The sequence below is a fragment of the Pseudomonadota bacterium genome (assembly GCA_027624955.1).
GTDB lineage: Bacteria > Pseudomonadota > Alphaproteobacteria > UBA828 > UBA828 > PTKB01.
In genome coordinates this window covers 13,884-37,888 of the sequence record JAQBTG010000001.1, presented here as the reverse complement: position 1 = coordinate 37,888, position 24,005 = coordinate 13,884, and the positions used below count along the sequence as shown (strand labels likewise).

At 59.9% G+C, this 24,005-nt stretch carries 20 protein-coding genes and 2 tRNA genes; 15 read left to right on the top strand and 7 right to left on the bottom strand.

The annotated features are described in order from the left end of the window. Positions 1 to 70 precede the first annotated feature (70 nt). From O3A94_00175 to O3A94_00165, 3 genes are all read right to left on the bottom strand, one after another. Positions 71 to 1,570 (bottom strand): CoA-acylating methylmalonate-semialdehyde dehydrogenase, encoded by a 1,500-nt coding sequence (locus O3A94_00175; GenBank protein MDA1354663.1) that lies wholly within the window; start codon positions 1,568 to 1,570, stop codon positions 71 to 73. Between the two features lie 27 nt (positions 1,571 to 1,597). Then, positions 1,598 to 2,716 (bottom strand): alanine dehydrogenase, encoded by a 1,119-nt coding sequence (ald, locus tag O3A94_00170; GenBank protein MDA1354662.1) that lies wholly within the window; start codon positions 2,714 to 2,716, stop codon positions 1,598 to 1,600. A 71-nt stretch (positions 2,717 to 2,787) separates the two neighbouring features. Continuing rightward, the gene (locus tag O3A94_00165) at positions 2,788 to 4,131 is read right to left on the bottom strand and encodes an aspartate aminotransferase family protein (protein MDA1354661.1); all 1,344 of its coding nucleotides are present in this window, start codon (positions 4,129 to 4,131) and stop codon (positions 2,788 to 2,790) included. Positions 4,132 to 4,300: 169 nt separating this feature from the next. Between O3A94_00165 and O3A94_00160 the strand changes: the two genes are divergently transcribed. Continuing rightward, positions 4,301 to 4,861, top strand: a complete 561-nt coding sequence (locus O3A94_00160; protein MDA1354660.1) for a cupin domain-containing protein — start codon at positions 4,301 to 4,303, stop codon at positions 4,859 to 4,861. 14 nt (positions 4,862 to 4,875) lie between these two features. Here the strand turns inward: O3A94_00160 and O3A94_00155 are convergent, their stop codons facing one another. Further along, positions 4,876 to 5,937 carry an SDR family oxidoreductase gene (locus tag O3A94_00155; protein ID MDA1354659.1) on the bottom strand — a complete coding sequence of 354 codons (1,062 nt, stop codon included), beginning with the start codon at positions 5,935 to 5,937 and terminating at the stop codon, positions 4,876 to 4,878. A 138-nt stretch (positions 5,938 to 6,075) separates the two neighbouring features. Here O3A94_00155 and O3A94_00150 point away from each other — a divergent pair. Both O3A94_00150 and O3A94_00145 read left to right on the top strand, forming a co-directional pair. After that, positions 6,076 to 6,162: transfer RNA gene (locus tag O3A94_00150), tRNA-Leu, on the top strand. Positions 6,163 to 6,204: 42 nt separating this feature from the next. Further along, positions 6,205 to 6,291, top strand: a tRNA-Leu gene (locus tag O3A94_00145). A gap of 28 nt (positions 6,292 to 6,319) precedes the next feature. On the opposite strand, the gene O3A94_00140 is transcribed toward O3A94_00145, so the two are convergent. Then, positions 6,320 to 7,495 (bottom strand): M20 family metallopeptidase, encoded by a 1,176-nt coding sequence (locus O3A94_00140; protein ID MDA1354658.1) that lies wholly within the window; start codon positions 7,493 to 7,495, stop codon positions 6,320 to 6,322. A gap of 66 nt (positions 7,496 to 7,561) precedes the next feature. On the opposite strand from O3A94_00140, the gene O3A94_00135 reads away from it, so the two are divergent. From O3A94_00135 to O3A94_00125, 3 genes are all read left to right on the top strand, one after another. After that, entirely contained in the window at positions 7,562 to 7,960 is a 399-nt protein-coding gene (locus tag O3A94_00135; protein MDA1354657.1) for a DNA-3-methyladenine glycosylase I, read from the top strand. Positions 7,961 to 8,047: 87 nt separating this feature from the next. Next, the gene (locus O3A94_00130; protein MDA1354656.1) at positions 8,048 to 8,239 is read left to right on the top strand and encodes a hypothetical protein; all 192 of its coding nucleotides are present in this window, start codon (positions 8,048 to 8,050) and stop codon (positions 8,237 to 8,239) included. A gap of 75 nt (positions 8,240 to 8,314) precedes the next feature. Then, entirely contained in the window at positions 8,315 to 10,429 is a 2,115-nt protein-coding gene (locus tag O3A94_00125; GenBank protein MDA1354655.1) for a tetratricopeptide repeat protein, read from the top strand. Positions 10,430 to 10,435: 6 nt separating this feature from the next. Here the strand turns inward: O3A94_00125 and O3A94_00120 are convergent, their stop codons facing one another. Continuing rightward, positions 10,436 to 11,287, bottom strand: a complete 852-nt coding sequence (locus O3A94_00120; GenBank protein MDA1354654.1) for a hypothetical protein — start codon at positions 11,285 to 11,287, stop codon at positions 10,436 to 10,438. A 42-nt stretch (positions 11,288 to 11,329) separates the two neighbouring features. Here O3A94_00120 and O3A94_00115 point away from each other — a divergent pair, with 42 nt between their 5' ends. Next, on the top strand, positions 11,330 to 11,809 hold the full coding sequence (locus tag O3A94_00115; protein ID MDA1354653.1) for an ureidoglycolate lyase: 480 nt from the start codon (positions 11,330 to 11,332) through the stop codon (positions 11,807 to 11,809). On the opposite strand, the gene O3A94_00110 is transcribed toward O3A94_00115, so the two are convergent. Beyond that, entirely contained in the window at positions 11,806 to 12,420 is a 615-nt protein-coding gene (locus O3A94_00110) for a hypothetical protein (protein MDA1354652.1), read from the bottom strand. The genes O3A94_00115 and O3A94_00110 overlap by 4 nt on opposite strands. Before the next feature lie 85 nt (positions 12,421 to 12,505). Here O3A94_00110 and O3A94_00105 point away from each other — a divergent pair, with 85 nt between their 5' ends. The 8 genes from O3A94_00105 to O3A94_00070 all read left to right on the top strand — a co-directional run bounded on the left by O3A94_00105 (position 12,506) and on the right by O3A94_00070 (position 23,980). Then, complete coding sequence (locus tag O3A94_00105) at positions 12,506 to 12,982, top strand: DUF302 domain-containing protein (protein ID MDA1354651.1); 477 nt, start codon at positions 12,506 to 12,508, stop codon at positions 12,980 to 12,982. Positions 12,983 to 13,279: 297 nt separating this feature from the next. Further along, positions 13,280 to 14,530 carry a DEAD/DEAH box helicase gene (locus O3A94_00100; protein ID MDA1354650.1) on the top strand — a complete coding sequence of 417 codons (1,251 nt, stop codon included), beginning with the start codon at positions 13,280 to 13,282 and terminating at the stop codon, positions 14,528 to 14,530. A 132-nt stretch (positions 14,531 to 14,662) separates the two neighbouring features. Continuing rightward, positions 14,663 to 15,493: an alpha/beta hydrolase gene (locus O3A94_00095; GenBank protein MDA1354649.1), complete on the top strand. Its 831-nt coding sequence runs from the start codon at positions 14,663 to 14,665 to the stop codon at positions 15,491 to 15,493. Between the two features lie 15 nt (positions 15,494 to 15,508). After that, positions 15,509 to 16,744 (top strand): flavodoxin-dependent (E)-4-hydroxy-3-methylbut-2-enyl-diphosphate synthase, encoded by a 1,236-nt coding sequence (ispG, locus tag O3A94_00090; protein MDA1354648.1) that lies wholly within the window; start codon positions 15,509 to 15,511, stop codon positions 16,742 to 16,744. A 170-nt stretch (positions 16,745 to 16,914) separates the two neighbouring features. Continuing rightward, positions 16,915 to 18,621, top strand: coding sequence for a long-chain fatty acid--CoA ligase (locus tag O3A94_00085; GenBank protein MDA1354647.1), 1,707 nt, complete (start codon positions 16,915 to 16,917; stop codon positions 18,619 to 18,621). Between the two features lie 67 nt (positions 18,622 to 18,688). Continuing rightward, positions 18,689 to 19,825 carry a thiolase family protein gene (locus O3A94_00080; protein MDA1354646.1) on the top strand — a complete coding sequence of 379 codons (1,137 nt, stop codon included), beginning with the start codon at positions 18,689 to 18,691 and terminating at the stop codon, positions 19,823 to 19,825. Then, a complete protein-coding gene (locus O3A94_00075) occupies positions 19,825 to 22,158 on the top strand; it encodes a 3-hydroxyacyl-CoA dehydrogenase/enoyl-CoA hydratase family protein (GenBank protein ID MDA1354645.1) in 2,334 nt (777 codons plus the stop codon). The genes O3A94_00080 and O3A94_00075 overlap by 1 nt, the downstream gene beginning before the upstream one ends. Before the next feature lie 19 nt (positions 22,159 to 22,177). Beyond that, the gene (locus O3A94_00070; GenBank protein ID MDA1354644.1) at positions 22,178 to 23,980 is read left to right on the top strand and encodes an acyl-CoA dehydrogenase C-terminal domain-containing protein; all 1,803 of its coding nucleotides are present in this window, start codon (positions 22,178 to 22,180) and stop codon (positions 23,978 to 23,980) included. Positions 23,981 to 24,005 lie beyond the last annotated feature (25 nt).

Genomic DNA, 24,005 nt, shown 5'->3' with positions numbered 1-24,005 from the left:
CACGAACCGGTGCGTGCGCGCCGCGCGCCAAGTTCGCCGCTTCTTCCCTCCTCCGACAGAAGGGCTTTTTCTAACCCATCATGGGGAAGCTCAAATCCACGCCGCTTCGGATGCCTGTCGGCCAGCGGGCGGTGATGGTTTTCATCTTGGTGTTAAAGCGCACACCTTCCATGCCGTGCATGTTGTGGTCGCCAAATAGCGAGCGCTTCCAACCCCCGAAGCTGTGATAGGCGACGGGCACGGGGATCGGCACGTTGATGCCGACCATGCCGATTTCCACCTTAGAGGCGAAATCGCGTGCTGCGTCGCCGTCGCGGGTGAAAATGGCGGTGCCGTTGCCGAATTCATGGTCATTCACCATCTTCACTGCGGCATCATAATCGGGTGCGCGCACGACCGAGAGCACGGGACCGAAAATCTCCTCTTTGTAGATTTTCATCTCCGGCGTTACATGGTCGAACAGGCACGGGCCAACATAATAGCCGTTCTCATAGCCTTGCAGCGTGAGACCGCGTCCGTCCATGACCAGCTCAGCGCCTTCGGCAACGCCGTGGTCGATATAGCCGCGCACTTTCTCAAGATGTTGTTTGCTTACCAACGGACCCATCTCGGAATCCTTATCGGTTCCCGGACCGACCTTGATTTGCGCGATGCGCGGGCGCAGCGCAGCAATCAGCGCGTCGCCTGCCGTGTCGCCGACCGCGACGGCCACCGAGACCGCCATGCAACGCTCGCCGGAGGAGCCGAAAGCGGCGCTCACCAAGGCATCTGCGGTCATATCGAGGTCGGCGTCGGGCAGTACGATGGCATGGTTCTTGGCGCCGCCCAAAGCCTGCACGCGTTTACCATGGGCGCAGCCGGTGGTGTAGATATATTCGGCGATCGGCGTTGAGCCGACGAAGCTGACCGCAGCGATATCCGGGTGCTCCAGAATTGCATCGACCGCTACTTTGTCGCCATGAATTACGTTAAAGACGCCGTCCGGACAGCCTGCTTCTGTCAGCAGTTCGGCCATGAAATTTGCCGCAGACGGGTCTTTTTCCGAAGGCTTCAAGATAAACGTGTTACCGCACGCCAGCGAGATCGGAAACATCCACATCGGCACCATGGCCGGGAAGTTGAACGGCGTAATGCCAGCCACTACGCCGAGAGGCTGGCGCATGGAGTAGCTGTCCACTCCGGTGCCGACGGATTCACTGAATTCACCCTTCAACAAATGCGGAATACCACAGGCGAATTCGAGCACTTCGAGGCCGCGTGTGATCGAGCCGGCTGCATCACTTAGGACTTTGCCATGCTCGCGCGTGACGATGGCGGCGAAATCACCCATGCGCGCTTCGATCAACTCTTTGAACTTGAACATCACGCGTGCGCGCCGGATTGGCGGCGCCGCCGCCCATTCGGGTGCCGCCGCCTTGGCTGCGGCCACCACCTTGGCGACTTCGTCGACACTGGCCAATGGCACTTCGGCAATCTTCTCGCCAATGGCGGGGTTGAACACATCGCCCGTGCGCCCACTTTGGCCGGCGACTGCCTGGCCGTTAATCCAATGGCTGATTGTTGCGCTCATCGAAGGTCTCCAGGAATTATCTGTCTATTACGCCGCTAAGGCATTATGCGGATCGACGAAGCGGTGTCCAAGGTCGCGCGCCACCGCCTCATAGGTGACATCGCCGCGATGCACGTTGAGGCCGTTGGCGAGGTGTGGGTCGTCCAATAGCGCTTGGCGGTAGCCTTTGTTGGCGAGCGCGATCACGAACGGCAGCGTGGCGTTGGATAGCGCCAAGGTTGAGGTGCGAGCCACCGCACCAGGCATGTTGGCCACACAATAATGCAGCACATGGTCGACCTTATAGGTCGGGTCGGCATGCGTGGTCGGCTTGCTGGTCTCGAAGCAGCCGCCCTGGTCGATGGCGACATCGACGACGACGGAATTGCGCCGCATGTTCGGCAGCATATCGCGGCGCACCAGCTTAGGCGCCGCCGCACCCGCGACGAGCACCGCGCCGATCACCAGATCGGCGTTGTAGACCGCTTGCTCAAGCGCCTCGGTGGTGGAAAAGATGGTGTGCGCGCTGGCGCCGAATATCTCATCGAGCTGACGCAGGCGCGGGAGCGAGCGATCGAGAATGGTCACTTGCGCGCCCATACCGACAGCCATGCGCGCCGCGTGGCTGCCGACCACGCCGCCGCCGATAATCGCCACATTGGCCGGCGCGACGCCGGGCACGCCACCCAGCAATACACCGCGTCCGCCTTGCTCTTTCTCAAGGCAATGGGCGCCAGCCTGGATCGACATCCGCCCGGCAACCTCACTCATCGGCGCCAACAGCGGCAGGCCGCCCAGAGAATCGGTCACGGTTTCATAGGCGATGGCAACACAGCCCGATTGCATTAGCGCAGTGGTCTGCGCGGGATCGGGCGCGAGATGGAGATAGGTGAACAGCACTTGGCCATCGCGCAGCATGGCGCATTCCTGGGCTTGTGGTTCCTTAACTTTGACCACCATATCGGCGCGCGCGAAGATTTCCTCGGGCGTCTCGACCAACTCGGCGCCGGCGCGCTCGTAATCCTCATTATGCATGCCGATTTCCTCGGCCGCGTCGCGCTGCACGATCACTTGATGGCCGTTATTGACGAGCTCGCGCACGCCTGCCGGCGGGACGCCAACCCGGTATTCGTGAATTTTGATTTCCTTAGGAACGCCGATAAGCATGAGTTTCGCTACTCCGTGAAACGGCCTTGGCCGCTTTTTTATCAAAAAAGGGGAGCTGCCCCCGGTTCAACTCAGGCGGCTTCCTTGAGGACGTCGCCGATGGTTTCGAAGATTTGGTCGATCTGGTTTTTTTCAACGATAAGCGGCGGCGAGAGGGCGATGATATCGCCGGTGGTACGGATCAGTACGCCGCGATCATAGCATTTTAAAAACGCGTCGAAAGCGCGCGCCGTGGGCTTGCCGGGTATCGGCTCTAATTCTACTGCGCCGACCAGGCCCATGGCGCGGATATCGATAACATGGGCATGATCGCGGAGCGAAAAAGCGGCGTCGATCCAATAGGATTCAAGCTCGGCGGCGCGCTCAAACAGACCTTCGTTTAAATAGATGTCGAGCGCCGCTTGGCCAGCGGCGCAGGCCACCGGATGGCCGGAATAGGTATAGCCGTGAAACAGCTCGATGGCGCCCTCCGGACCGTTCATGAAGGCGTCGTAAATATGCTTGCGCACCAGCACCGCGCCCATGGGTATGGCGGCATTGGTCAGCCCCTTGGCCAGAGTCATGATATCGGGCACGACGCCGAAGCGTTCGGCGGCGAAGCTGTCGCCGAGACGGCCGAAGCCGGTGATGACCTCGTCGAATATCAACAAAATGCCGTGCTTATCGCAGATTTCGCGCAGGCGCTTGAGATAGCCTTTGGGCGGCAGAATAACGCCGGCTGAACCGGCCATCGGCTCGACGATAACCGCGGCGATGGTCGACGCGTCGTGTAGTGTGACCAAGCGCTCCAAATCTTCGGCGAGATGGCCGCCCCATTCAGGTTGACCTTTGGTGAAGGCGTTGTGCTCCAAGCTATGGGTATGCGGCAGATGATCGACGCCGGGAAAATTGGTGCCAAAATATTTACGGTTATTGGCGATGCCGCCGACCGCAATGCCGCCGAAACCGACGCCGTGATAGCCCTTCTCGCGGCCGATCAGGCGGGTGCGCGAGGCGTTGCCTCTAATATTGTGATAGGCGAGCGCAATCTTCAGTGCCGTATCGGCAGATTCAGAGCCAGAATTGGTGAAAAAGACATGGTCGAGATCACCCGGCGCCAGCGCCGCGAGACGCGCCGCAAATTCGAACGCTCCCGGATGCCCCATTTGAAAACCGGGGCCGTATTCGAGGCGCCCGACCTGGGCGCTCACCGCTTCGGTGATTTCCTTGCGCGCATGGCCGCAATTGACGCACCACAGACCCGAGGTGGCGTCGAGCACCTTGCGGTTATCGCTGGTGGTGTAATGCATGCCCTCAGCCGAGACGAACATGCGCGGCGCGCTCTTGAATTGCCGATTGGCAGTGAACGGCATCCACAACGGCTCAAGATCATTGGGCATAGCTTCGTAACGCGCGCTTTCGCTGCTCTCTGACATGATTTGCCTCCAGGCTGGCAAGGAAATTCTGTTTCTCCGGCGGAGACTAACATCAAGCAATAAAATAGACAATATGAATGATCACACCGGTTAACCTGTTGATTTTCTGCTATTATGCGTATAATTTGTTTAATATAATAGCCATTTAAACAGCCGAAACGGAGATAGTATGGCTTTGGACGCGGATTTCGATGTCGGCGCGCGTTTGAGCGCAGTGCGCAAGATGCATCACATGTCACAACGCGAGCTGGCCAAGCGCGCCGGCGTCACCAACGGAACAATTTCCCTGATCGAACAGAATCGGGTGAGCCCTTCGGTGAGTAGTCTCAGGAAAGTGCTACAGGGCCTGCCGATGTCGTTTTCGGATTTTTTCAGTCTCGAAGCAGCGCCGCGCCAGGAAGTATTCTTTTCCGCAGGAGAATTGTTGGAAATCGGCGACACCAAAATATCCTACCGCCAGGTCGGACGTGACCTCGCCCAGCGTGAGCTGCAAATCCTGCATGAGCGCTACGCGCCGGGCAGCGATACCGGGCGCGCCATGCTGCGCCATGAGTCAGAGGAAGGCGGCGTGGTGATCCGCGGCAAGCTTGAAGTAACGGTCGGCGATCAACGCCGCGTGCTCGGACCGGGCGACGCCTATTATTTCGATTCCCGCCTGCCGCACCGCTTCCGCAATATTGGCAAGGAAGAATGCGAGCTCGTCTCCGCCTGCACGCCGCCGAGTTTTTAGCGGCGCGCGCAGTCTCAGCCGGGCGCTTCGGGGATGATCCGCATGTCGCGCATTTTCTTGAAATACCGGGCAAACATTTCTTCGGTGTAGATGATCTCAGAGTAGCCGTGGCGGATACGCTTGCGGTCTTCGAGGATGATGTCCCAATCGCGCGCGAACACCCAGTCGGCGAAGATCCAGTTGGCGAGTTCATCCATCTTGTAAGGCTGGAGTTGATGTTTTTGGACGATCTCGTCCCAGACCGGGCCTTTATCGGCCATCAACATGGTCAGTGAACAGGGCCGCACCTGGCCGCGACGGCAGCCAAAAGCTTCGCCTATCTGGTGCCAGATATGCTCCCAACGGAAACAATCGCCATTGGTGATGTTGAATTCCTGATTGGCGCAGCTCGGATCGGTGGCCGACCAAACCTCGAAGCGGCCCAAAATTTCGGCATCGGTATATTTGTTGAGAGCGTGCCAAGCGGTCGGGCGGCCTGGGAAATCGAAAGGTATATCCAGCTCATGCGCAATGATTGCGTAGACGGAAACAAAATTGAGCGTGTTGAGCGGCACGCCGGCTGACAGGCCGATGACGATTTCGGGACGCACCATGGTGAGACTCCATGATTTGCTCTTTTGCAGCTCGGTTAGATAGTCCTGCTGATTGTAGTAGAAATTGGGCGGCATGTGGCGCGGATCGCTCTCCACTGACGGCGTTTTGTAGGGCCCGAGATGGCAGCCGTAATATTTGCCGCCCTGGGTCAGGATGACGCGCTCCAAGCCGGGCGCGATGCGGTCGAGCACGCCGATGGAATTCTTCACCAGGGCAAGATTGCCTTCGACATTCTCGGCCTCAAAGCCGCCGGCGAGGCCACAATAAAACACGTGCGTCGCGTCGCTGAGCGGCGCGAGCTTGGCGTTTGCGTCAGCCTCGTCTTCGAGGTCGACGGAAATAAAGCTGGCCCTCGTTTCGAAACCGGGCGCACCGCGGCTTAGGCCGATTACCTCCCAACCGCCTTCGGCCTCCAGCGCTTCAACCACGTTGCGTCCCGTCGTGCCGCGTGCGCCTACGACAACCGCTTTCCGCTTCGCCATCTCGATCTCCCGATTTCTTAAGTTCCATGCCAATTTCGATGCCGCATTATCCGCGAACCGCCCGCGCAGGCAAGCGCTTCGGGCGCAGACTTGACAAGCCGGGCCTCGGACTGCTTTTTGTTTCGCCCGGGCGAATATGCGGCTGTGGCGGAACTGGTAGACGCGCAGCGTTGAGGGCGCTGTGGGGGAAACCCCGTGGAGGTTCAAGTCCTCTCAGCCGCACCATTCTCTGGGTGGCGCAATAGATTTGCGCCGCTGGTGCGCGTTGCGGTCGTGGCGGAACTGGTAGACGCGCTAGATTCAGGTTCTAGTGGGGGCAACCCCGTGGAGGTTCGAGTCCTCTCGACCGCACCAGCACTTTTCGGTGGCAGCAGACACCGCCCTAATCGCCCGCCTTGGGCTGCAAGCTTTCCACCAAGGTGGCCCAATAGCTCGCCCCCCAGCCCAATGCTTCATCGTTGAAATCGTAATTGGGATTGTGCAGGAAACAGCCACCGTCGGTGCGCGCATTGCCCATCCAGATATACGAGCCGGGGCGCGACTCGAGCATGTAGGAAAAGTCTTCCGAACCCATGCTGGGCGGCAGATCGCGCCGCACTTTTGCCTCACCTGCTACGCGAGCTGCGGCGGCAGCGGCCAATTCGGTTTCCGCCGCATGGTTCACGGTCGCAGGGAATTGGCGTATATAGTTGAGTTCAACGCGGCAGCGATGCGCAGCGGCGATACCTTCCGATATACGCGCGATGCTGGCTTCGATCTCAAGGCGCACCGCTTCGGTGAAGCTCCTGGTCGTGCCGCCCAACTCAACGCGCCCTGGGATGACATTAAAAGCGTCCCCACCATGGATTTTGGTGACACTGATGACCGCCGAATCGAGCGGGTCTTTGATGCGACTGGTGATAGTCTGCAAGGCGCCAACGATTTCCGCCGCGCACACCACCGGATCGATACCGAGATGCGGCATCGCGCCGTGCGCGCCTTCACCGATGACGCTGATCTCGAACGAATCGCATGCTGCCATCATCGGTCCCGACCGCACCGCGAACTCGCCAATATCCATGCCAGGCCAATTGTGCAAGCCGTAGACACCATTCACGGGGAATTGCTCGAACAGGCCTTCATTGACCATGGCACGCGCACCGCCCAAGCCCTCTTCGGCAGGCTGAAAAATGAAATACACGGTGCCAGAAAAATTGCGGGTCTCCGCCAAATATTTGGCCGCACCCAGCAGCATCGCCGTATGGCCGTCATGGCCGCAGGCGTGCATCACGCCGTCATTGCGCGAGCGGTAGTCGACATCGTTTTGCTCAAGAATGGGAAGCGCGTCCATGTCAGCCCGCAACCCGATAGCGGCGTCTCCGGCAGCCCCTTTTAAAACACCGACCACGCCGGTCTTGGCCAAACCGCGATGCACCTCAAGACCGAATGATTCGAGCTCACGCGCGACGACATCGGAGGTTCTGTTTTCTTCGAAGCCAAGCTCCGGGTGAGCGTGGATATCCTGGCGCCAGCGCGCCATCTCGTGCTGGAACTCCGCGATGCGGTTGATCATCGGCATGCCATCTCTCCCTTAATTGAGAACGCACCATAGCAAGCCAGCCACCATGTGGGTAGAATCTAACCCATGGCAGCCATGACGAATTTCGCCACCATCAGAGAGACCGCCGAGCAACGTGCCGGCGGACCTGCGGCGCTCAAGAAATTGCTGCCGAAATCGAAATCGGCCAAGGCTTTAAAGGCGATGGCGGACGACCGCTATCTGTCGCTAATGTCACTTCGGGTGTTCTCGTCCGGACTGAAGCACAGCATGGTGGCCGGCAAATGGCCGGGTTTCGAAGAGATATTCTTTGGCTTTGATCCCAAACGTGTGGCGGCAATCCCGGATGAGAATTTGGAGGCGCTGCTCAAGGAAACCCGCATCATCCGTCACTGGGGGAAAATCAAAGCCACACACCACAATGCGGCGGCGATGGTCGAGATATCCGGCGCCCATGGTGGCTTCGGCGCCTGGCTCGCGGCCTAGCCTGAAACTGATATTGTCGGACTGTGGGACGAGCTGCAAAAGCGTTTTAGTCAATTGGGCGGCGCGTCGGGACCGTATTTCCTGCGCATGGCAGGAAAGAATACGTTCGTCCTGACGACCGACACGATCAAGGCGCTCAACAAATGGGGCGCGTACAAAGGCGACCCCAAAGGCAAGAAAGCCCGCCGCGATGTTCAGCAGGCATTTAACGATTGGGCGAGTGAAAGCGGCCTCGGCCTTTCCGAAATGAGCAGGATTTTGGCACTTTCGGTGGATTAGCGACTTGGGCAACCAGAGTTGTCACCGCCTTACGGCGTTAACCAGTAAGTAAGGCCGACATGGCACCCTCTGGCCATGTCAGACCCCCGCCCCAACGATAACCAAAGCCAGGAGCGGCGCGCGCTTGGTGGGCCGACGCTCGACGACGTCAGGGATGTCCTGGAAGCCGGCGTCTCGGCCTACCGCAAAGGCGATTTTGCCGCCGCCAAGAACCACGCGGAAGCTGCCTTACACGACATGCCTAACCAGCCAGATGCGTTGCATCTGATGGCGCTTGTCGCGCATCAGTCGGGCGAGCATGACGCAGCGGCGCGTCATATCGAACGCGCCCTCGCCGTCACACCCGACAATGTGTCCATGCGAAATAATCTGGCCATGATGTATCAGGCCGCCGGCCGCAGCGAAGATGCGCACGCCACGCTCGGACGCATACTCAAAGAACAGCCGGAGTATCACGGCGCCCACTACAATCTTGCCAACTTGCTGAAATCGGAAGGTGACCTGACGGCGGCGTGCAATCATTTCCGCCTGGCAATCCTGCACGCGCCGGCTTTTTCCGACGCCTATGTCAATCTTATACAAACGTTACTAGAAATTGGCAGCGTCCAGGAAGGTGTCGATGTGGCGTATGAGGCGATTGCCTCAGCTCCGGCATGTGCTGCGGTGTTTGCTTCGCTTGCTGCGGCGCTGCTGATGCAGAACGATTGCGCGAAGGCGGCGGAAGCCGCCCGCAAAGCCATTGCCATCGATCCGCTCTCGGGCGAGCCCTATGCCACACTCGGCAACGCGTTGCTCGGGCTTAGTCAACATGTCGCGGCAGCGGACGCATTGCAGCTGGCGGCGGCACGCCTCCCTGAGCGGGCCGACATTCACAACAGCCTCGGCGTCGCATTTTTGGAAAGCGGGCACTTGCAAATTGCCGAGACGGCGTTGCGCCGGGCCGTCGATATCTCCCCCACTCTGGTCGAGGGACACAGCAATCTCGGTCATCTATTGAACCGCGACAACCGGGCGGAAGAGGCGGCGGCACATGCGTGGCAGGCGGTAGAGTTGAACGCTGAATTCGCCGCCGGATGGATTAATTTGGCCGGCGCTCTGCTGGCCCTCGATCAGCCGGCGGAGGCGCTCACCGCGGCGGAACGCGCAACGGCTCTGACGGCGGGAAGCTCGGCCGAGGCCGAGAACTGCCTGGGCAGTGCCCTCGATGCGCTGGCGCGTCACACCGAGGCCGGTGCTGCCTATGGGCGAGCGACCGCATTGGCACCAGAGCTTGTCGAGGCGCATTTCAATCGTGCCCTAAACCTGCTCGGCGCCGGCGATTACGGCGCCGGTTTTGCCGAATATGAATGGCGCCTCAAATTAGGCGGTGGCGCGGTATCGCATTTTTCCGCGCCGATGTGGGACGGCACGCCGTTGAACGGCGCCACGATCCTGCTTCATGCCGAACAGGGCTTCGGCGATACCCTGCAATTCATCCGCTTTGCGCCACTGGTGGCGCAAAAAGGCGGGCGCGTTGTGCTCGCCTGCCAGGAGCCGCTGCGGCGATTGTTGTGCCAGGTCGACGGCGTTGCCGAGGCCGTCGCGATGGACGGACAAATGCCTGAGTTTGCCCGCCACGCCGCGCTTGCCAGCTTGCCGCATATTCTCGGTGCGACCCCCGACAGCCTGCCCCCCGCTACACCCTATGTGCCTGCAAGTCAGGCCCCGTGGACCCTGGACGCCCCGGCGGAAGCCCGGCTTAAGATCGGTCTCGCCTGGTCCGGCAGCCCGGCTAACAAAATTAACCGCCGGCGGTCCTGCGCCCTCGAATTTCTTCAGCCTCTTTTAGCGCGGCGCGACATTGCCTGGTACGGCCTCCAGGTCGGCCCGGCAGCGGCCGATATTTATGGCCATCCGACGATCGAGGATTTAAGCTCTCGCCTCACAGATTTCGCCGATACAGCGGCGGCGATCGGCGGATTGGATCTGGTGATTTCAATCGATTCGGCGGTGGCCCATCTCGCTGGCGCGCTCGGCCATCCGGTGTGGGTGATGCTCTCCCATGGCGGCGATTGGCGCTATTTGCGTGAGCGCGCGGACAATCCCTGGTATCCGACGATGCAGCATTTCCGCCAGGCGGTGCCGGGCGATTGGCCGTCGGTAATCAACGCCGTCCTGATCGCACTCGACGAGTTTGATCCTAAGGCATAGTCGTCCTTAATTTTCGCGCGGCAGGGCGTTCGTCAGCAGACGGCCGACAGCGATCATTTCTGGAATGGTGGCGGCGAAGGCTCCGAGGGTGGCGAGAAGTGCCTGGCGTGCAGCACCCGTAGGCCGGCCAGGCAGCGTATCATGCGTCATCAATTCGCCGCTAAGGCGCGCCGCGGCGGCATCCGCCTCACGCGCAATACTCGACGCGGCAGCCTCGACTTTACCGTCGAGGAACAGTGGCTCTAGCGCCTCAGCCGAGGCCATCAAATAATCTGGCCAGTGGGCGAGATGACGGTAAAGGGTGGGAACTATGCCCCGCGAGCCGTCATCGCCGGCGACGCGCAGGCGCCCGATCCGCTCAGCAAGCGCCGGCGGCATGTCCTCCAACTGAACCAACGGCGGCAAGGCGGGAAACTGAACTCTCGCCACCGGCGAACCGTGCGGGGCGCCAGCGCTGCCGCCCGCTTGGTCCGTGGCGAGCACCGCCATCAGCACCCGGACCGCGATGATGTTGTGCGGGTTGGCGGTGTTGTAGGCGGTGGCGATATAGGCGATGGCGGCGAGATCCATCGGCTTGAGGCTGAGCGCGCTGGCCGCCTCCGGCGTGAGCGCCGGCAAAGCGGCGTCAAACGGCGCCGTCGCCGCACGCTGTGCCGCCGCGCTCAGCGCGCCCGAGCGCATCGCCGGCGCCAACACCCTCCAGCTCCATTCGAGAACGCCAGCATGGGTCGCGAGGTGGCGGTAGATCAGCGCTACCATCGGCACTCGGCAACAGGCCTTGATTTCGTCATAGATGGCCAAAATACCGTGGCCTGCGTCCTGCTCAGACAATTCGGGCAATCTCGATGCGCTCGCCAAATTCGCCTCCCTTTACGCCTCTTCGCTCTATATACTAAGGTCATGAAAATCGTAACCGCACGGCCCATCGATAACGACTCTTTTGCGCCCTATGGCCAGTTGCTCGACGTTCCCGAAACGCCGGGGCGCTATGACTTCCAAGCAGAACTCTTCAATGGGCGCACCGACGCGGCGCCCAATTTGCTGCTGGCGCACGCCGAGGCGAAATCTCTGCCGCTCGATTTGGAGGTCATGGAACGCCATCCGCATTCGAGCCAGGCGTTTTTTCCGCTCGAGGCGTCTAGCTACATTGTCTTGGTATGCCCAGACGCAGCAGATGGCGGACCCGACATGTCGCGGCTCGATGCCTTCATCGTCGGCTCGGGCCAAGGCATTAACTACAACCCCGGCACTTGGCACCACCCGCTGACGGCACTCGAGCGCGCCGGAAACTTCGCCGCGCTGGTATGGGAAAACGGCAGTGAGGCTGATACCGAATGGTATACCCTCGCATCAGAGCAGCGGCGGCGCATCGAAGCTTAGCCTGGCTGCGTGTCGTGGCGCAGACCAAGGCTGTAGCGCTGCGACGTGATATCGCTGAGATAGTGAAACGGACGATCGTCGCGCCCCGCAAAACCCGGCGCGCGCATCAAAAGAAGCTCACCCGGCCGCCACAGAATTTCGCGCGCGCCCTTTCCCGAGCGCGTCTCACAGACAAAGAAACGGCCGTTGCCTGAAAGCAGGATCAGGCCGACCAGACCGGTGTAACGCGCGTGATCGCGATGCGCGGTGATACCCAACGAGCCGGGGGGGTAGCGTTGCGCCACCAAATCATTCAGGCGGAGCGGCCCGGTGAGGAGCGGCTGGCGCACGGCGCCGAGTGCATGGGCAAGATACGCCTCGAGGCGCGCGGCTAAATCCCACAACGCGCCAGGCTTGGGTGGCGCCATGCAGATGTCGAAATCCTGACGCACCAGCGCTGCGCCTGAGCCAATTTCATTTCGCACGGTACGAAACGGAAGAGCCACGGCAGCCGATAACAGCGCAGGCAATTCGTCCGCCGCCAACAATGGCAGGCTTGCCGCGTCGACTTCAGCGAGCCGCACCAGCGTTTCGCCGGCCTGACGCGCATCGCTGACAAAACTTTTTGTCATTTGTTCACTCGGCTGTTACCCCACGAATGGTTCTCGAACTCTATAATCCGGCGCCAACGCAGAAAGCTCAAGAATAGGGGAAACGATGCTACGAAGTTCGAAACGCTGGACCGCCTTGGCTGTTATACTTCTCTTTCTCGCGCCGCTGCCTGCTGCAGCCGAATGGCCCCACCCGGGCACCCGCAGCCTGCCAAGCGAAAAACCCTTCGCCGAATTGGTGACGGCGCTGAACGGCGCGATCAAGGACAACGGCATGAACGCGGTCTCAAGGGCCAGCGCTAGCGCCGGCGCCAAGCAGCGCGGCGTCGATATCGCGGGCAATATGGTAATCGGCGTGTTCCGCAATGATTTCGCTGTGCGCATGTTGTCGGCGAGTATTGAGGTCGGCATCGAAGCGCCGCTGCGCTTCTACGTCACGGACGACGGCGACGGCACGGCGACCCTCACTTATCGCACGCCGTCGGCGATGTTCGCGCCCTATGGAAATGCCGCGCTTAACGACATCGCTGGCGAGCTCGATATTATCTTTGCCGCCATCTCAGAGCAGGCAGTGCGGCACTAAGAACCTGGACCGCCAGACAAATTTCCTTGACTTTTGTGTCTAGAAGACGCATATGCCACTTCAGCGACACTCCTTTGAAGGTCGAATATCGATCGACCGCCGACCCTGAAGTAATTCAGCCGGCCAGATTTTTCTCCGACATATGTAGGCGTTTCGTTAGGCCGGCCATTGCGTCAGGCGGCAACTTACAGCCTTACGCACGGCGAGCCGACTTTGCTTGCATTCTGCTTGCACGCGCACCGTTCCGCATTCGGGGCGGCGCGTCACAGTGACAATATTTAGAAAGACATCACATACATGACCGACTTTGCGGGCCTTGAACTGGCCCAGCCTATCCTTCGCGCGATTTCTGACGAAGGCTACACGACCCCCACTCCCATCCAACTCAAATCCATCCCGGCGCTCCTCAAAGGGCGCGACCTGCTCGGGGTAGCTCAGACCGGCACCGGCAAGACGGCCGCCTTTGCGCTGCCGATCCTACACCGTCTGGCGGAAAATGCGGGCCCGGCCCGGCGCGGACAGCCGCATGCGCTGATTCTGGCGCCGACGCGTGAATTGGCTAACCAGATCAATGACAGCTTCAGAACTTACGGTCGCCATTTGCGCTTGCGCACGACTGTGGTTTTTGGCGGGACTTCAATTCGGGCGCAAATCCAAGCGTTGAACCAGGGCGTTCACGTGCTGGTCGCGACGCCAGGACGTCTTCTCGATCTGATGAACCAGCGCCATGTGCGCCTCGACGGCGTGGAGACGTTTATTCTCGACGAAGCCGACCGCATGCTCGATATGGGATTCATTCCCGACGTCAAGAAGATCTCCGCGGCGCTTCCGGCAAAGCGCCAGACATTGTTGTTCTCGGCGACCATGCCGAAATCGATCGAAAGTCTTGCCGGTGGCCTGCTGCGCGATCCTGTGCGGGTCGAGATTACGCCGGCGGCCACCACCGTCGAAAAGGTCGAGCAACGCGTGCTATTTGTTCAAAAGGACAAAAAGCGCGCACTCCTGAGCGAACTGCTGAAGGATGAAACCATCCGGCGGGTGCTTATTTTCACTCGCACTAAACATGGCGCCGACCGCGTCGCCCGGCATTTGCACCAGGGCGGCATCAAAGCCGACGCCATCCATGGCAACAAGGCGCAAAACGCGCGTCAACGGGCGCTTCAGAGCTTTTGTACCGGGCGCATCCGGGCGCTGGTGGCGACCGACATCGCGGCGCGCGGTATCGATGTTGAAGATGTGACCCATGTCATCAATTTCGACCTGCCCAACGAACCAGAAAGCTATGTGCATCGCATCGGCCGCACGGCCCGTGCCGGCGCCGGCGGCATCGCCATCTCGTTTTGCGATTCTGAAGAGCGCGCCTATTTGCGCGACATCGAGAAGACGATCCGTCAAAGCTTGCCGATCTTCGCAGATCATCCGTTCCACGCGGCGGAAATCCAAAATGCCGCCGTTACAGTCAAACGCGGCCCCGAACGTAAGCAGCGTCAGGGTCAACGCCGCCGCAATACACAGCGCCCACAGCGTAATACAAACCGAGCGGCGTAGTTTCCCGGTCAGCGCGGCGATGGGAGCCCCAAAACTCCCCATCGACCTCCTCGATATCGAGCGTCATAATAGGCTTGAATCGCCGCGCCGAAGCGCGCGCTACATGCAGACCGTCAATGGGGAAGCAAGAAAATGCCGAAAGTCGAAGCCAACGGAATTAATATTTTTTACGAATATATGGGCGACGGCGAGCCGCTTGCGCTAATCGGCGGATCGCTGTTCGGGCGCCAGAACTTCGGCATGGTGTGGGAGGGTTTGGCCGAGCATTTCAAACTCATCAGCTATGACCAACGCGGCTACGGCCAGACAGACCGTCCGCTGCAATCTTATGATGTGGAGCTCTGGGCGGACGATCTCGCGGCATTATTGGACAAACTCGATATTCCCCGCGCTCATGTCATGGGCACCTCCGCCGGCGGCATGATCGCACTTAAATTCGCCGCCAAATACCCGGAAAAATGTATCGGTGTGGTGAGCGATTGCGCGTTCGCCAAATGCGATGAGATGCGCAAGATCATGTTCCGCACCTGGCGCCACATGGCACGCTCCTGGGGTTGCTCGACGGAGTTCGCCGACCATGTTCTGACCCAAGCGGTCGGCGCGGATTATCTCGATGGCCCCAACGGTCCGGCAATTGTCGAGATGGTGCGCACCATCGTCGGTCTCAACTCGGTCGATACTGTAGTGCAGGCCTGCCTCGCCATGGAAAACATGGATTTGCGCGAGGACTGTAAAAAAATCAAAAACCCAACTCTCGTCATCACGGCGAAAAAGGATATGTTGACGCCCATGGAAACCGGCGCCTCGGGCGCCGGGGCACTATGGGTAGCGGACAATGTTCCAGGCTGTGAACTCATCGTTTACGAGGATATCGGCCATGCCGATCTGGTGGAGTGCCCGGAAAAGACGATCGCCTCGACGATCGATTTCCTGCACCGCGCCAGGAAGAAAGTACTCGGCTAGCGAAAGCGGCACGGCATGAATTCCGGTATTCTCCAGGCGCCACGCCATACCAGCGTCGGCGTGTCTGTCGGGCCGCACCAGATCGGCGGTGGCGCGCCTGTCCTCGTGCAAAGCATGACCAATACCGACACCGAAGACGCCGAAGGCACGGCGGCACAAGTGCGGTCGTTGGCCGAGGCCGGCTCGGAGCTTGTGCGCATTACCGTGAACACGCCTGCGGCGGCGGCCGCGGTGCCGCATATTCGCGAGCGCCTCGACGCCATGGATTGCGGCGTGCCACTGATTGGCGATTTCCACTATAACGGCCATAAGTTGCTGCGCGAGCATCCGGCCTGCGCCGAAGCGTTGGCAAAATACCGCATCAATCCTGGCAATGTCGGCTTTCGTGAAAAACGCGACCGCCAGTTCCAAACGATGATCGAGGTAGCACTCGAATATGACCGGCCGGTGCGAATCGGCGTCAATTGGGGTAGCCTCGATCAGGAGCTTTTAGCTGAATTGATGGACCACAACGCCGCGCTCGATGAACCGCGCGAGTCGCAGGAGGTCATGCGCGCGGCGCTGGTGGAATCAGCGCTGAGAAGTGCCGCTTTGGCCGAGGAAATAGGCCTCGGCCGCGACCGCATCGTGATTTCCTGCAAGGTCAGCCAGGTGCAGGATCTGGTTGCGGTCTATGGTGATCTGGCGGCGCGCTCCGATTACGCCCTTCATCTCGGCTTGACCGAAGCCGGCATGGGGTCGAAAGGCATCGTCGCCTCGACCGCAGCGCTCGGCATACTCTTGCAACAAGGCATTGGCGATACCATCCGCATCTCGCTCACCCCCCCGCCCGGCGGCGACCGCTCACAAGAAGTGATAGTGGCGCAAGAAATCCTGCAAACCATGGGATTACGCGCCTTCACGCCGCTCGTGACCGCCTGTCCGGGCTGTGGGCGCACGACAAGTACGGTATTTCAGGATTTGGCGGAAAAAATCCAGAGCCATGTCCGTGCCCGCATGCCGGAATGGCGAGAAACCCATATCGGCGTGGAAGATATGAAGCTCGCCGTCATGGGATGCATCGTAAACGGTCCCGGTGAAAGCAAACATGCCGATATCGGCATCAGCCTGCCCGGAACCGGCGAGGCACCGGCGGCACCGGTCTTTATCGACGGGAAAAAGACCGTGACGCTGCGCGGCGAGGGCATCGCGGATGCATTTCGGACCATCGTCGAAGATTATGTCGAGACCAAATACCCCAAGAGAGTCTAAAGGCTAAGGACGCCCGGCGCTGGGGAATCGTTGCGCCGGCCCCTGCAAAACGGCAAAATTGCTTGATCCTTGGTCGGCTTTGAGTGAATATTGATCAGAATATTCACTATTCACCTGAGCGGCATTCTGCGGCGTGAAAAGCGCGCCGTTTGGCGTTATGGAATTTGGCTATGACCGAATCGAATCAGCCTTATATCTGGGAAAAATCCTATCCCGCCGATCTTGATTGGAGCGCGCCGCTGACGCCACATGCTCTGCCGGCGCTGATGGAAAACGCGGCGAAGAAGTACGCCTCCCGTCCGGCCATAGATTTCATGGATCGAATTTATAGTTTTGCCGAGGTTGCAAAATTGGTGAAGCGTGCCGCCAAGGGCTTGCAGAGCCAAGGGATCGTCAAAGGAGACCGTGTTGGCTTGATGCTGCCCAACTGCCCGGCGATGGTGATCTCCTATTACGCAGTACTGACCGCCGGTGGCACCGTGGTCAATTTCAACCCGCTCTACGCCGAAGAGGAAATTCGCTTTCAGATCGAAGATTCTGGATGCGATATCCTGATCACTCTCGATATGCCGCTGATTTACGATAAGGCAGCGAAAATGCTGGGCGGTGTCCGGCTAAGAAAAATTGTGCTCACGTCAATGGCCGAACAGCTGCCGTTTCCAAAGAGCCTGCTCTACCGACTGCTGCGGCGTAAGAATATCGTGCCGCTGCCAGCGGACGCGCGCTTTCTATCGTTCAAAGCTCTATGTGCCAATGATGGGCTCCCCGAGCCGGTCGACATAGACCCGATAACGGATATCGCAGTCCTGCAATATACCGGCGGCACCACCGGGCGGCCCAAGGGCGCCATGCTCACCCACGCCAATCTCACCGCCAACGTCCAGCAGGCGACTTATTTCTTTCCGGAAACCAAATTCGGCGAAGAAGTGATGATGGGCGTGTTGCCGTTGTTCCATGTCTTCGCCATGACGGTGGTGATGAACTTCAGCGTCCATGCCGGCGCCAAGATGATTCTGTTGCCGCGCTTCGAATTAGAGGCGGCGCTCAAAGTCATCCACAAAAAGCGCCCTACCTTCTTCCCCGCGGTGCCGACGATTTATATCGCCATCAACAATCATCCGGGTGTGGCAGCGGGCAAGTTCGATCTCACCTCAATGCGCTATTGCCTGGCCGGCGGCGATACATTGCCGCGCGAGGTGCAGGAAAAATTCGAGGCTCTCTCGGGCTGCACCTTGCTTGAGGGCTACGGCCTGAGCGAGACGTCACCAGTCGCGTTGTGCAATCCCTCGACCGGTGAGTCGCGGCCCGGTTCGCTCGGTTTGCCGGCGCCGGGCACGGTGGTCGAGATTACCGATATCGAAAATCCATCACGCGTCCTGGCGCAAGGCGAAACCGGTGAAATTTGCCTTACCGGTCCACAGGTGATGCGCGGCTATTGGAACCGCGAGGAAGAAAGCGCGACCGCGCTGTTGGACGGCCGCTTCCATACCGGCGATGTCGGCTATATGGACGAAGACGGCTATACCTATTTAATTGACCGACTGAAGGAAATCATTCTTTCCGGCGGCTACAATATCTATCCGCGCCATGTCGAAGAAGCGATTTACCGTCATCCTGCGGTCGAAGAGGTCACCGTGGCGGGCATCGAGGATTCGTACCGTCAGCAAACCGTCAAAGCGTTCGTGAAACTGCGCGCTGGACAGTCGCTGAATGCTAAGGACCTGACCGACTTTCTGAAGGACAAGCTCTCGTTGATCGAAATGCCCAAGCAAATCGAATTCCGCGACGAGTTGCCGAAAACTCTGATCGGCAAACTTTCCAAAAAAGAACTGGTCGCAGAAGAGGCCGCCAAACGAAACGCGGCGGCGTCTTCATGAATCGCAATCCAACCCACCGGCGTGATACTGATGCCGCCACCACCGCAAATTTAGCGAGGTCTAGAACATGAAACCCGTTGTCATCGCAGGATACAAAAGATCGCCTTTCCACTTCGCCCATAAGGGCCAATTGGTGAAAAAACGGCCTGACGATCTGGCCGCCGATGTGGTGCGCGGGCTGATCGAGAGCAGTGGCGTCGATCCCGCCGGCATCGAAGACCTGATCATGGGCTGCGCCTTTCCCGAAGGCGAACAAGGCTTCAATGTGGCGCGCATCGTCAGCCTGCTCGCGGATTTACCTGTTTCCGTCGCCGGCGTCACGGTCAACAGGTTCTGCGGCTCGTCGATGCAATCTATTCACATCGCCGCGGGCGCGATCCAAATGAATGCCGGAGAGGCTTTCATTTGCGCTGGCGTCGAATCCATGTCGCGCGTGCCGATGGGTGGCTACAACCCGATGCCCAACGCCGATCTTTATGAGCGCAACGAGGGCGCCTATATGGCGATGGGCGAGACTGCGGAAAATCTCGCGCAGAAATACCAAATTCCGCGTGACGAACAGGAAGCGCTCGCCGTTTCCAGCCACGCCAAAGCTGCTGCCGCGCGTGCGGAGGGACGCCTCGCCGGCGAGATCGTCGCAATCGAGTGCAACGGCGAGACCATCGACCAGGATGGCTGCATTCGCCCAGGCACCAGCGCCGAGGCGCTAGCCAACCTGGAGCCCGCTTTTGACGCCGACGGCACGGTAACCGCCGGTACTTCCTCACCGCTGACCGACGGCGCTTCAGCAGTGCTGGTTTGCACCGAGGATTATGCCGCGGCCAACAAGTTGGATGTGCTGGCCAAGATCAAGAGCATTGCCGTGGCTGGCTGCCAACCGGAAATCATGGGCTACGGCCCGGTGGTCTCTACCGTCAAGGCGCTCCAGCGTGCCGGTATCGGCATGGCTGATATCGATGTGATCGAATTGAACGAGGCGTTCGCCGTACAGGCGCTGGCCTGCGTGCGCGAGCTTTCCTTCGATCTTGACAAAATGAATTTAGACGGCGGCGCAATTGCGCTCGGTCATCCGCTCGGTGCAACGGGGGCGCGCATCACCGGCAAGGCGGCGCAGCTATTGCAGCGTGAGGGCAAGCAATATGCGCTCGCCACGCAATGCATTGGCGGTGGCCAGGGCATTTCCACCATACTTGAGGCGGCCTGATGGCGATCAATAAAGTTGCGGTGATCGGCGCCGGGCTGATGGGCGGCGGCATCGCCGCCCATGTTGCTAATGCCGGCGTCGATGTGATTCTTCTTGATATCGTGCCAGCAGGCGCGAAGAAGCGCAGCGAACTCGCGCTAAACGCGGTCGAGCGCATGCTGAAGACCGAGCCCGCGCCGTTTATGGAAAAGCGCAACGCCAAACGCATCACCTGTGGCAATATCGAGGACGACCTCGCCCTCCTCGCAGAAGCCGACTGGATCGTCGAAGCGGTGATCGAGAAACTCGACGTCAAGCAGACGATCTACCGCCAGATCGATAGCGTGCGCAAAGCCAGCAGCATCGTCTCGTCCAATACCTCGACGATACCTTGCGCCGACCTGATGAACGGCATGGACGAAAGCTTCCAGCGCGATTTTCTCATTACGCATTTCTTCAATCCGCCGCGCTATATGCGCCTTTTGGAGATCGTCAGAGGCGAGAAAACCCGCAGCGAGGCGGTCGCCACCGTCAGCGAATTCGCCGACCATAAGCTCGGCAAGGGCGTGGTCGACTGCAAAGACACGCCCGGGTTCATCGCCAACCGCATTGGTACTTTTTGGATTCAGGCGGCGGTGGTCGAAGCCTTCAAAAGCGGCGTTACTGTCGAACAAGCCGACGCCGCGATCGGCCGCGCCATCGGCATCCCGAAAACCGGAATATTCGGCCTGATGGATCTGGTCGGCATTGATTTGATGCCGCTGGTGAGCAAGAGCCTTTACGACGCCGTGCCGGAGAACGACGCCTACCGCACACTCTACGGCGAACCCGAGCTGATGTTGAAAATGATCGCGGAGGGCGCGATTGGGCGCAAGGGCAATGGCGGCTTCTACCGCCTCAACAAAGACAGCGGCAAGCCGGTGAAAGAGGTCATCGACCTCACCACGGGGATTTATTCGGCGGCGCTCCGCCAGACGCCGGACAGCGTGCGCGCCGCCGGCAGTTCTCCGCGCGCTTTGTTCGAACATGGCGATGCTGCCAGCGCCTTCGCCTGGCAGGTGATGTCATCCACGCTCGTCTACGCGGCGGATCTAATTCCCGAAATCGCCGATACGGTGATCTCTATCGACGATGCCATGAAGCTCGGCTATGCGTGGAAGAATGGGCCATTCGAGTTGATCGACAAAATCGGCGCCGAGTGGTTCGCCGAGCGCCTGGCAGCGGAAGGCCGCGCGGTCCCGGAGTTGGTGCGTCTTGCCGCCGAGAACGGCGGTTTCTACCGCGTCGATCAGGGGCGCTTGCAATATCTCGCGGCCGACGGCGCCTATGTGAAGGTCGAGCGACCACCTGGTGTGCTGCTGCTGAGCGACGTGAAGCGCGCTGGCAAACCGATCCTGCGCAACGGCTCTGCCAGTCTCTGGAATATCGGCGACGGCGTTGCCTGCCTCGAGTTTCACAGCAAGATGAACGCCATCGACCCAGAAATCCTCGGCATGATCGGCAAATCCATCGAGACGGTGAGCAAGGATTTCAAAGCCTTGGTGCTGCACAACGAGGGCAGTAACTATTCCGTCGGGGTTAATCTGGGTCTGGCACTCTTTGCCATCAATCTCGCCGCCTGGCCGATGATGGAGGATATGGTCAAACAGGGCCAAGACGCCTTCAAGGCGCTCAAATTTGCGCCCTTTCCGGTGATCGGCGCGCCGTCCGGCATGGCCTTGGGCGGCGGCTGCGAGAGCCTGCTTCATTGCGACGCTGTGCAGGCCCATGCTGAAACCTATATCGGCCTGGTCGAAGTCGGCGTCGGTCTCATTCCAGGCTGGGGCGGCTGCAAGGAGATGCTGGTGCGTGGTCTTACCGACAAACGCGGCGGCATTTTAGGCGGCGGCGCCATGCCGACGATTTCCAGGCTGTTCCAGACCATTGGTCTCGCCAAGGTCTCACGCTCGGCGGCGCAGGCGTTCGAATATGGCTATCTCCGCGACGGCGACAATATAACCTTCAATCGCGACCGCCTGTTGGCAGACGCCAAGGCGCGCGCGCTGGTGCTCGCGGTGGATTACCACGCGCCAGAGCCGAAGGAGATTAAGCTGCCCGGCAAATCTGCCCGCGTCGCGCTGATGATGGCAGTGCGCGGCCTGGCCAAGACGCGCAAGGCCACACCGCACGATCTTACTGTGGTCGATCAGCTCGGGCTCGTGCTCACCGGCGGCAAAACAGACACCACCGACGCAGTGAGCGAAGACGATCTCTCTGCCCTGGAACGGCAGGCGCTGACAACCCTCGCCAGAAACCCACTGACCCTCGCCCGCATGGAGCACATGTTGGAAACCGGCAAGCCGCTTCGAAACTAAGTGGCCAGGAGCTAGAGATATGCAAATTTATAAAGCGCCCTTACGCGACATGCGCTTCGTCCTCCACGAAATGTTGGATTCCGAACAATTGAGCCGGCTGCCCGGCTTCGAAGAAGCGACGCCGGAGACCATCGACGCGATTCTCGAAGAAGGCGCCAAATTCTGCGAAGACAAGCTGCTGCCGCTTAACCGTGTCGGCGACGAAGAAGGCTGCACCTATGAGAACGGCGTGGTGCGCACGCCAACCGGATTCAAACAGGCTTATGACGATTTTGTCGGCGCCGGTTGGCAGTCGATTTCATCCGATCCCAAATATGGTGGCCAGGGGCTGCCGGCGCTGATGAATTTCGTCATCGAAGAGATGGTGTGCTCGACCAACATCGCGTTCGGTGTCTATCCGTTGCTGTCACGCGGCGCTGCAGCGCTGATCGAACGCCATGGTAGCGAGACGATCAAAGACACTTACCTGCCGCATCTGACGGACGGCTCGTGGAGCGGCACCATGTGCCTGACCGAAAGCCATTGCGGCACCGATCTTGGCCTCATCCGTACCAAGGCGGCGCCGACCGGCGGTGGCGCGTACAGCATCAGCGGCAGCAAGATGTTCATATCCGCCGGCGAACATGATCTGGTCGATAACATTATCCATCTGGTGTTGGCCAAATTGCCCGATGCACCGGAGGGCGTGCGCGGCATCTCGCTCTTTTTGGTGCCGAAATTCAATGTCAAAGGCAGCGGCGCCAGCGCCGAACTCGGCCCGCGCAACGGCGTCTCCTGCGGCTCGATCGAGAAGAAGATGGGCATTCACGGCTCGGCCACCTGTGTAATCAATTTCGACGAGGCCGAAGGCTATCTCATCGGCGAAGCGCATAAAGGCTTACGCTGCATGTTCACCATGATGAACGGCGCTCGCCTCGGCGTCGGCATGCAGGGCCTGGCGATCGGCGAGACCGCCTATCAATCGGCGACCGCCTACGCCAAAGAGCGACGCTCGGGCAAAAGCCTGGCGAAAGGCGCGAAGAGCGCCGAGGCCGCCGATCCCATCATCGTCCATCCCGACGTCCGCAATATGCTGCTCACGGTGCGCGCCTACAATGAAGGCACGCGCGCGCTCGCTTATTGGACGGCGCTGAAACTCGATATCTCGACCCATCATCCGGACGCCGAGACGCGCCGAGACGCCGATGAGCTGGTGCAACTGATGACGCCGATCATCAAGGCGTTCCTGACCGACCGCGGCTTCGAAGGCGCCAATCTGGCGGTCCAAGTACATGGCGGACACGGCTATATCGCCGAGCATGGCATGGAGCAATTGGTACGCGATGCGCGCATTGCACAGCTCTATGAAGGCACCAACGGCATTCAGGCGCTCGATCTGGTCGGGCGCAAACTTGGCCTGCATACGGGAAGGCTATTGCGCCTTTTCTTTCACCCCGCCACTGCCTTCGTTGAGGCGCACCAGAACGACGAGGCACTAAGGGAAATTGTAATGCCGCTCGCCAAGGCGCTTGGCAAGCTGCAGCAAGCGACGCTGGTGATCGCCCAAAAGGGCCTCGGCGATCCCGAAGAAGCGGCCGCGGTCGCCACCGATTATTTGAAAATGTTTGGCCTCGTAGCGGTCGGTTACATGTGGGCAATGATGGCCGAAAAGGCACTGGCGAAGGCAGGCGATGACGCCAACGGCGATGCGCGCTACTACGCCAACAAGGTCAAGACGGCGCGCTTTTACATGTACAAACTGTTGCCGGAATCGGCTTCGCTGTTTCTCCGTATCATGACCGGTAAGGCGGCCATCGCCCACTTTGACGAGGATGATTTCTAGCCGTTGCGGCCGGCAAGGAAAGCGC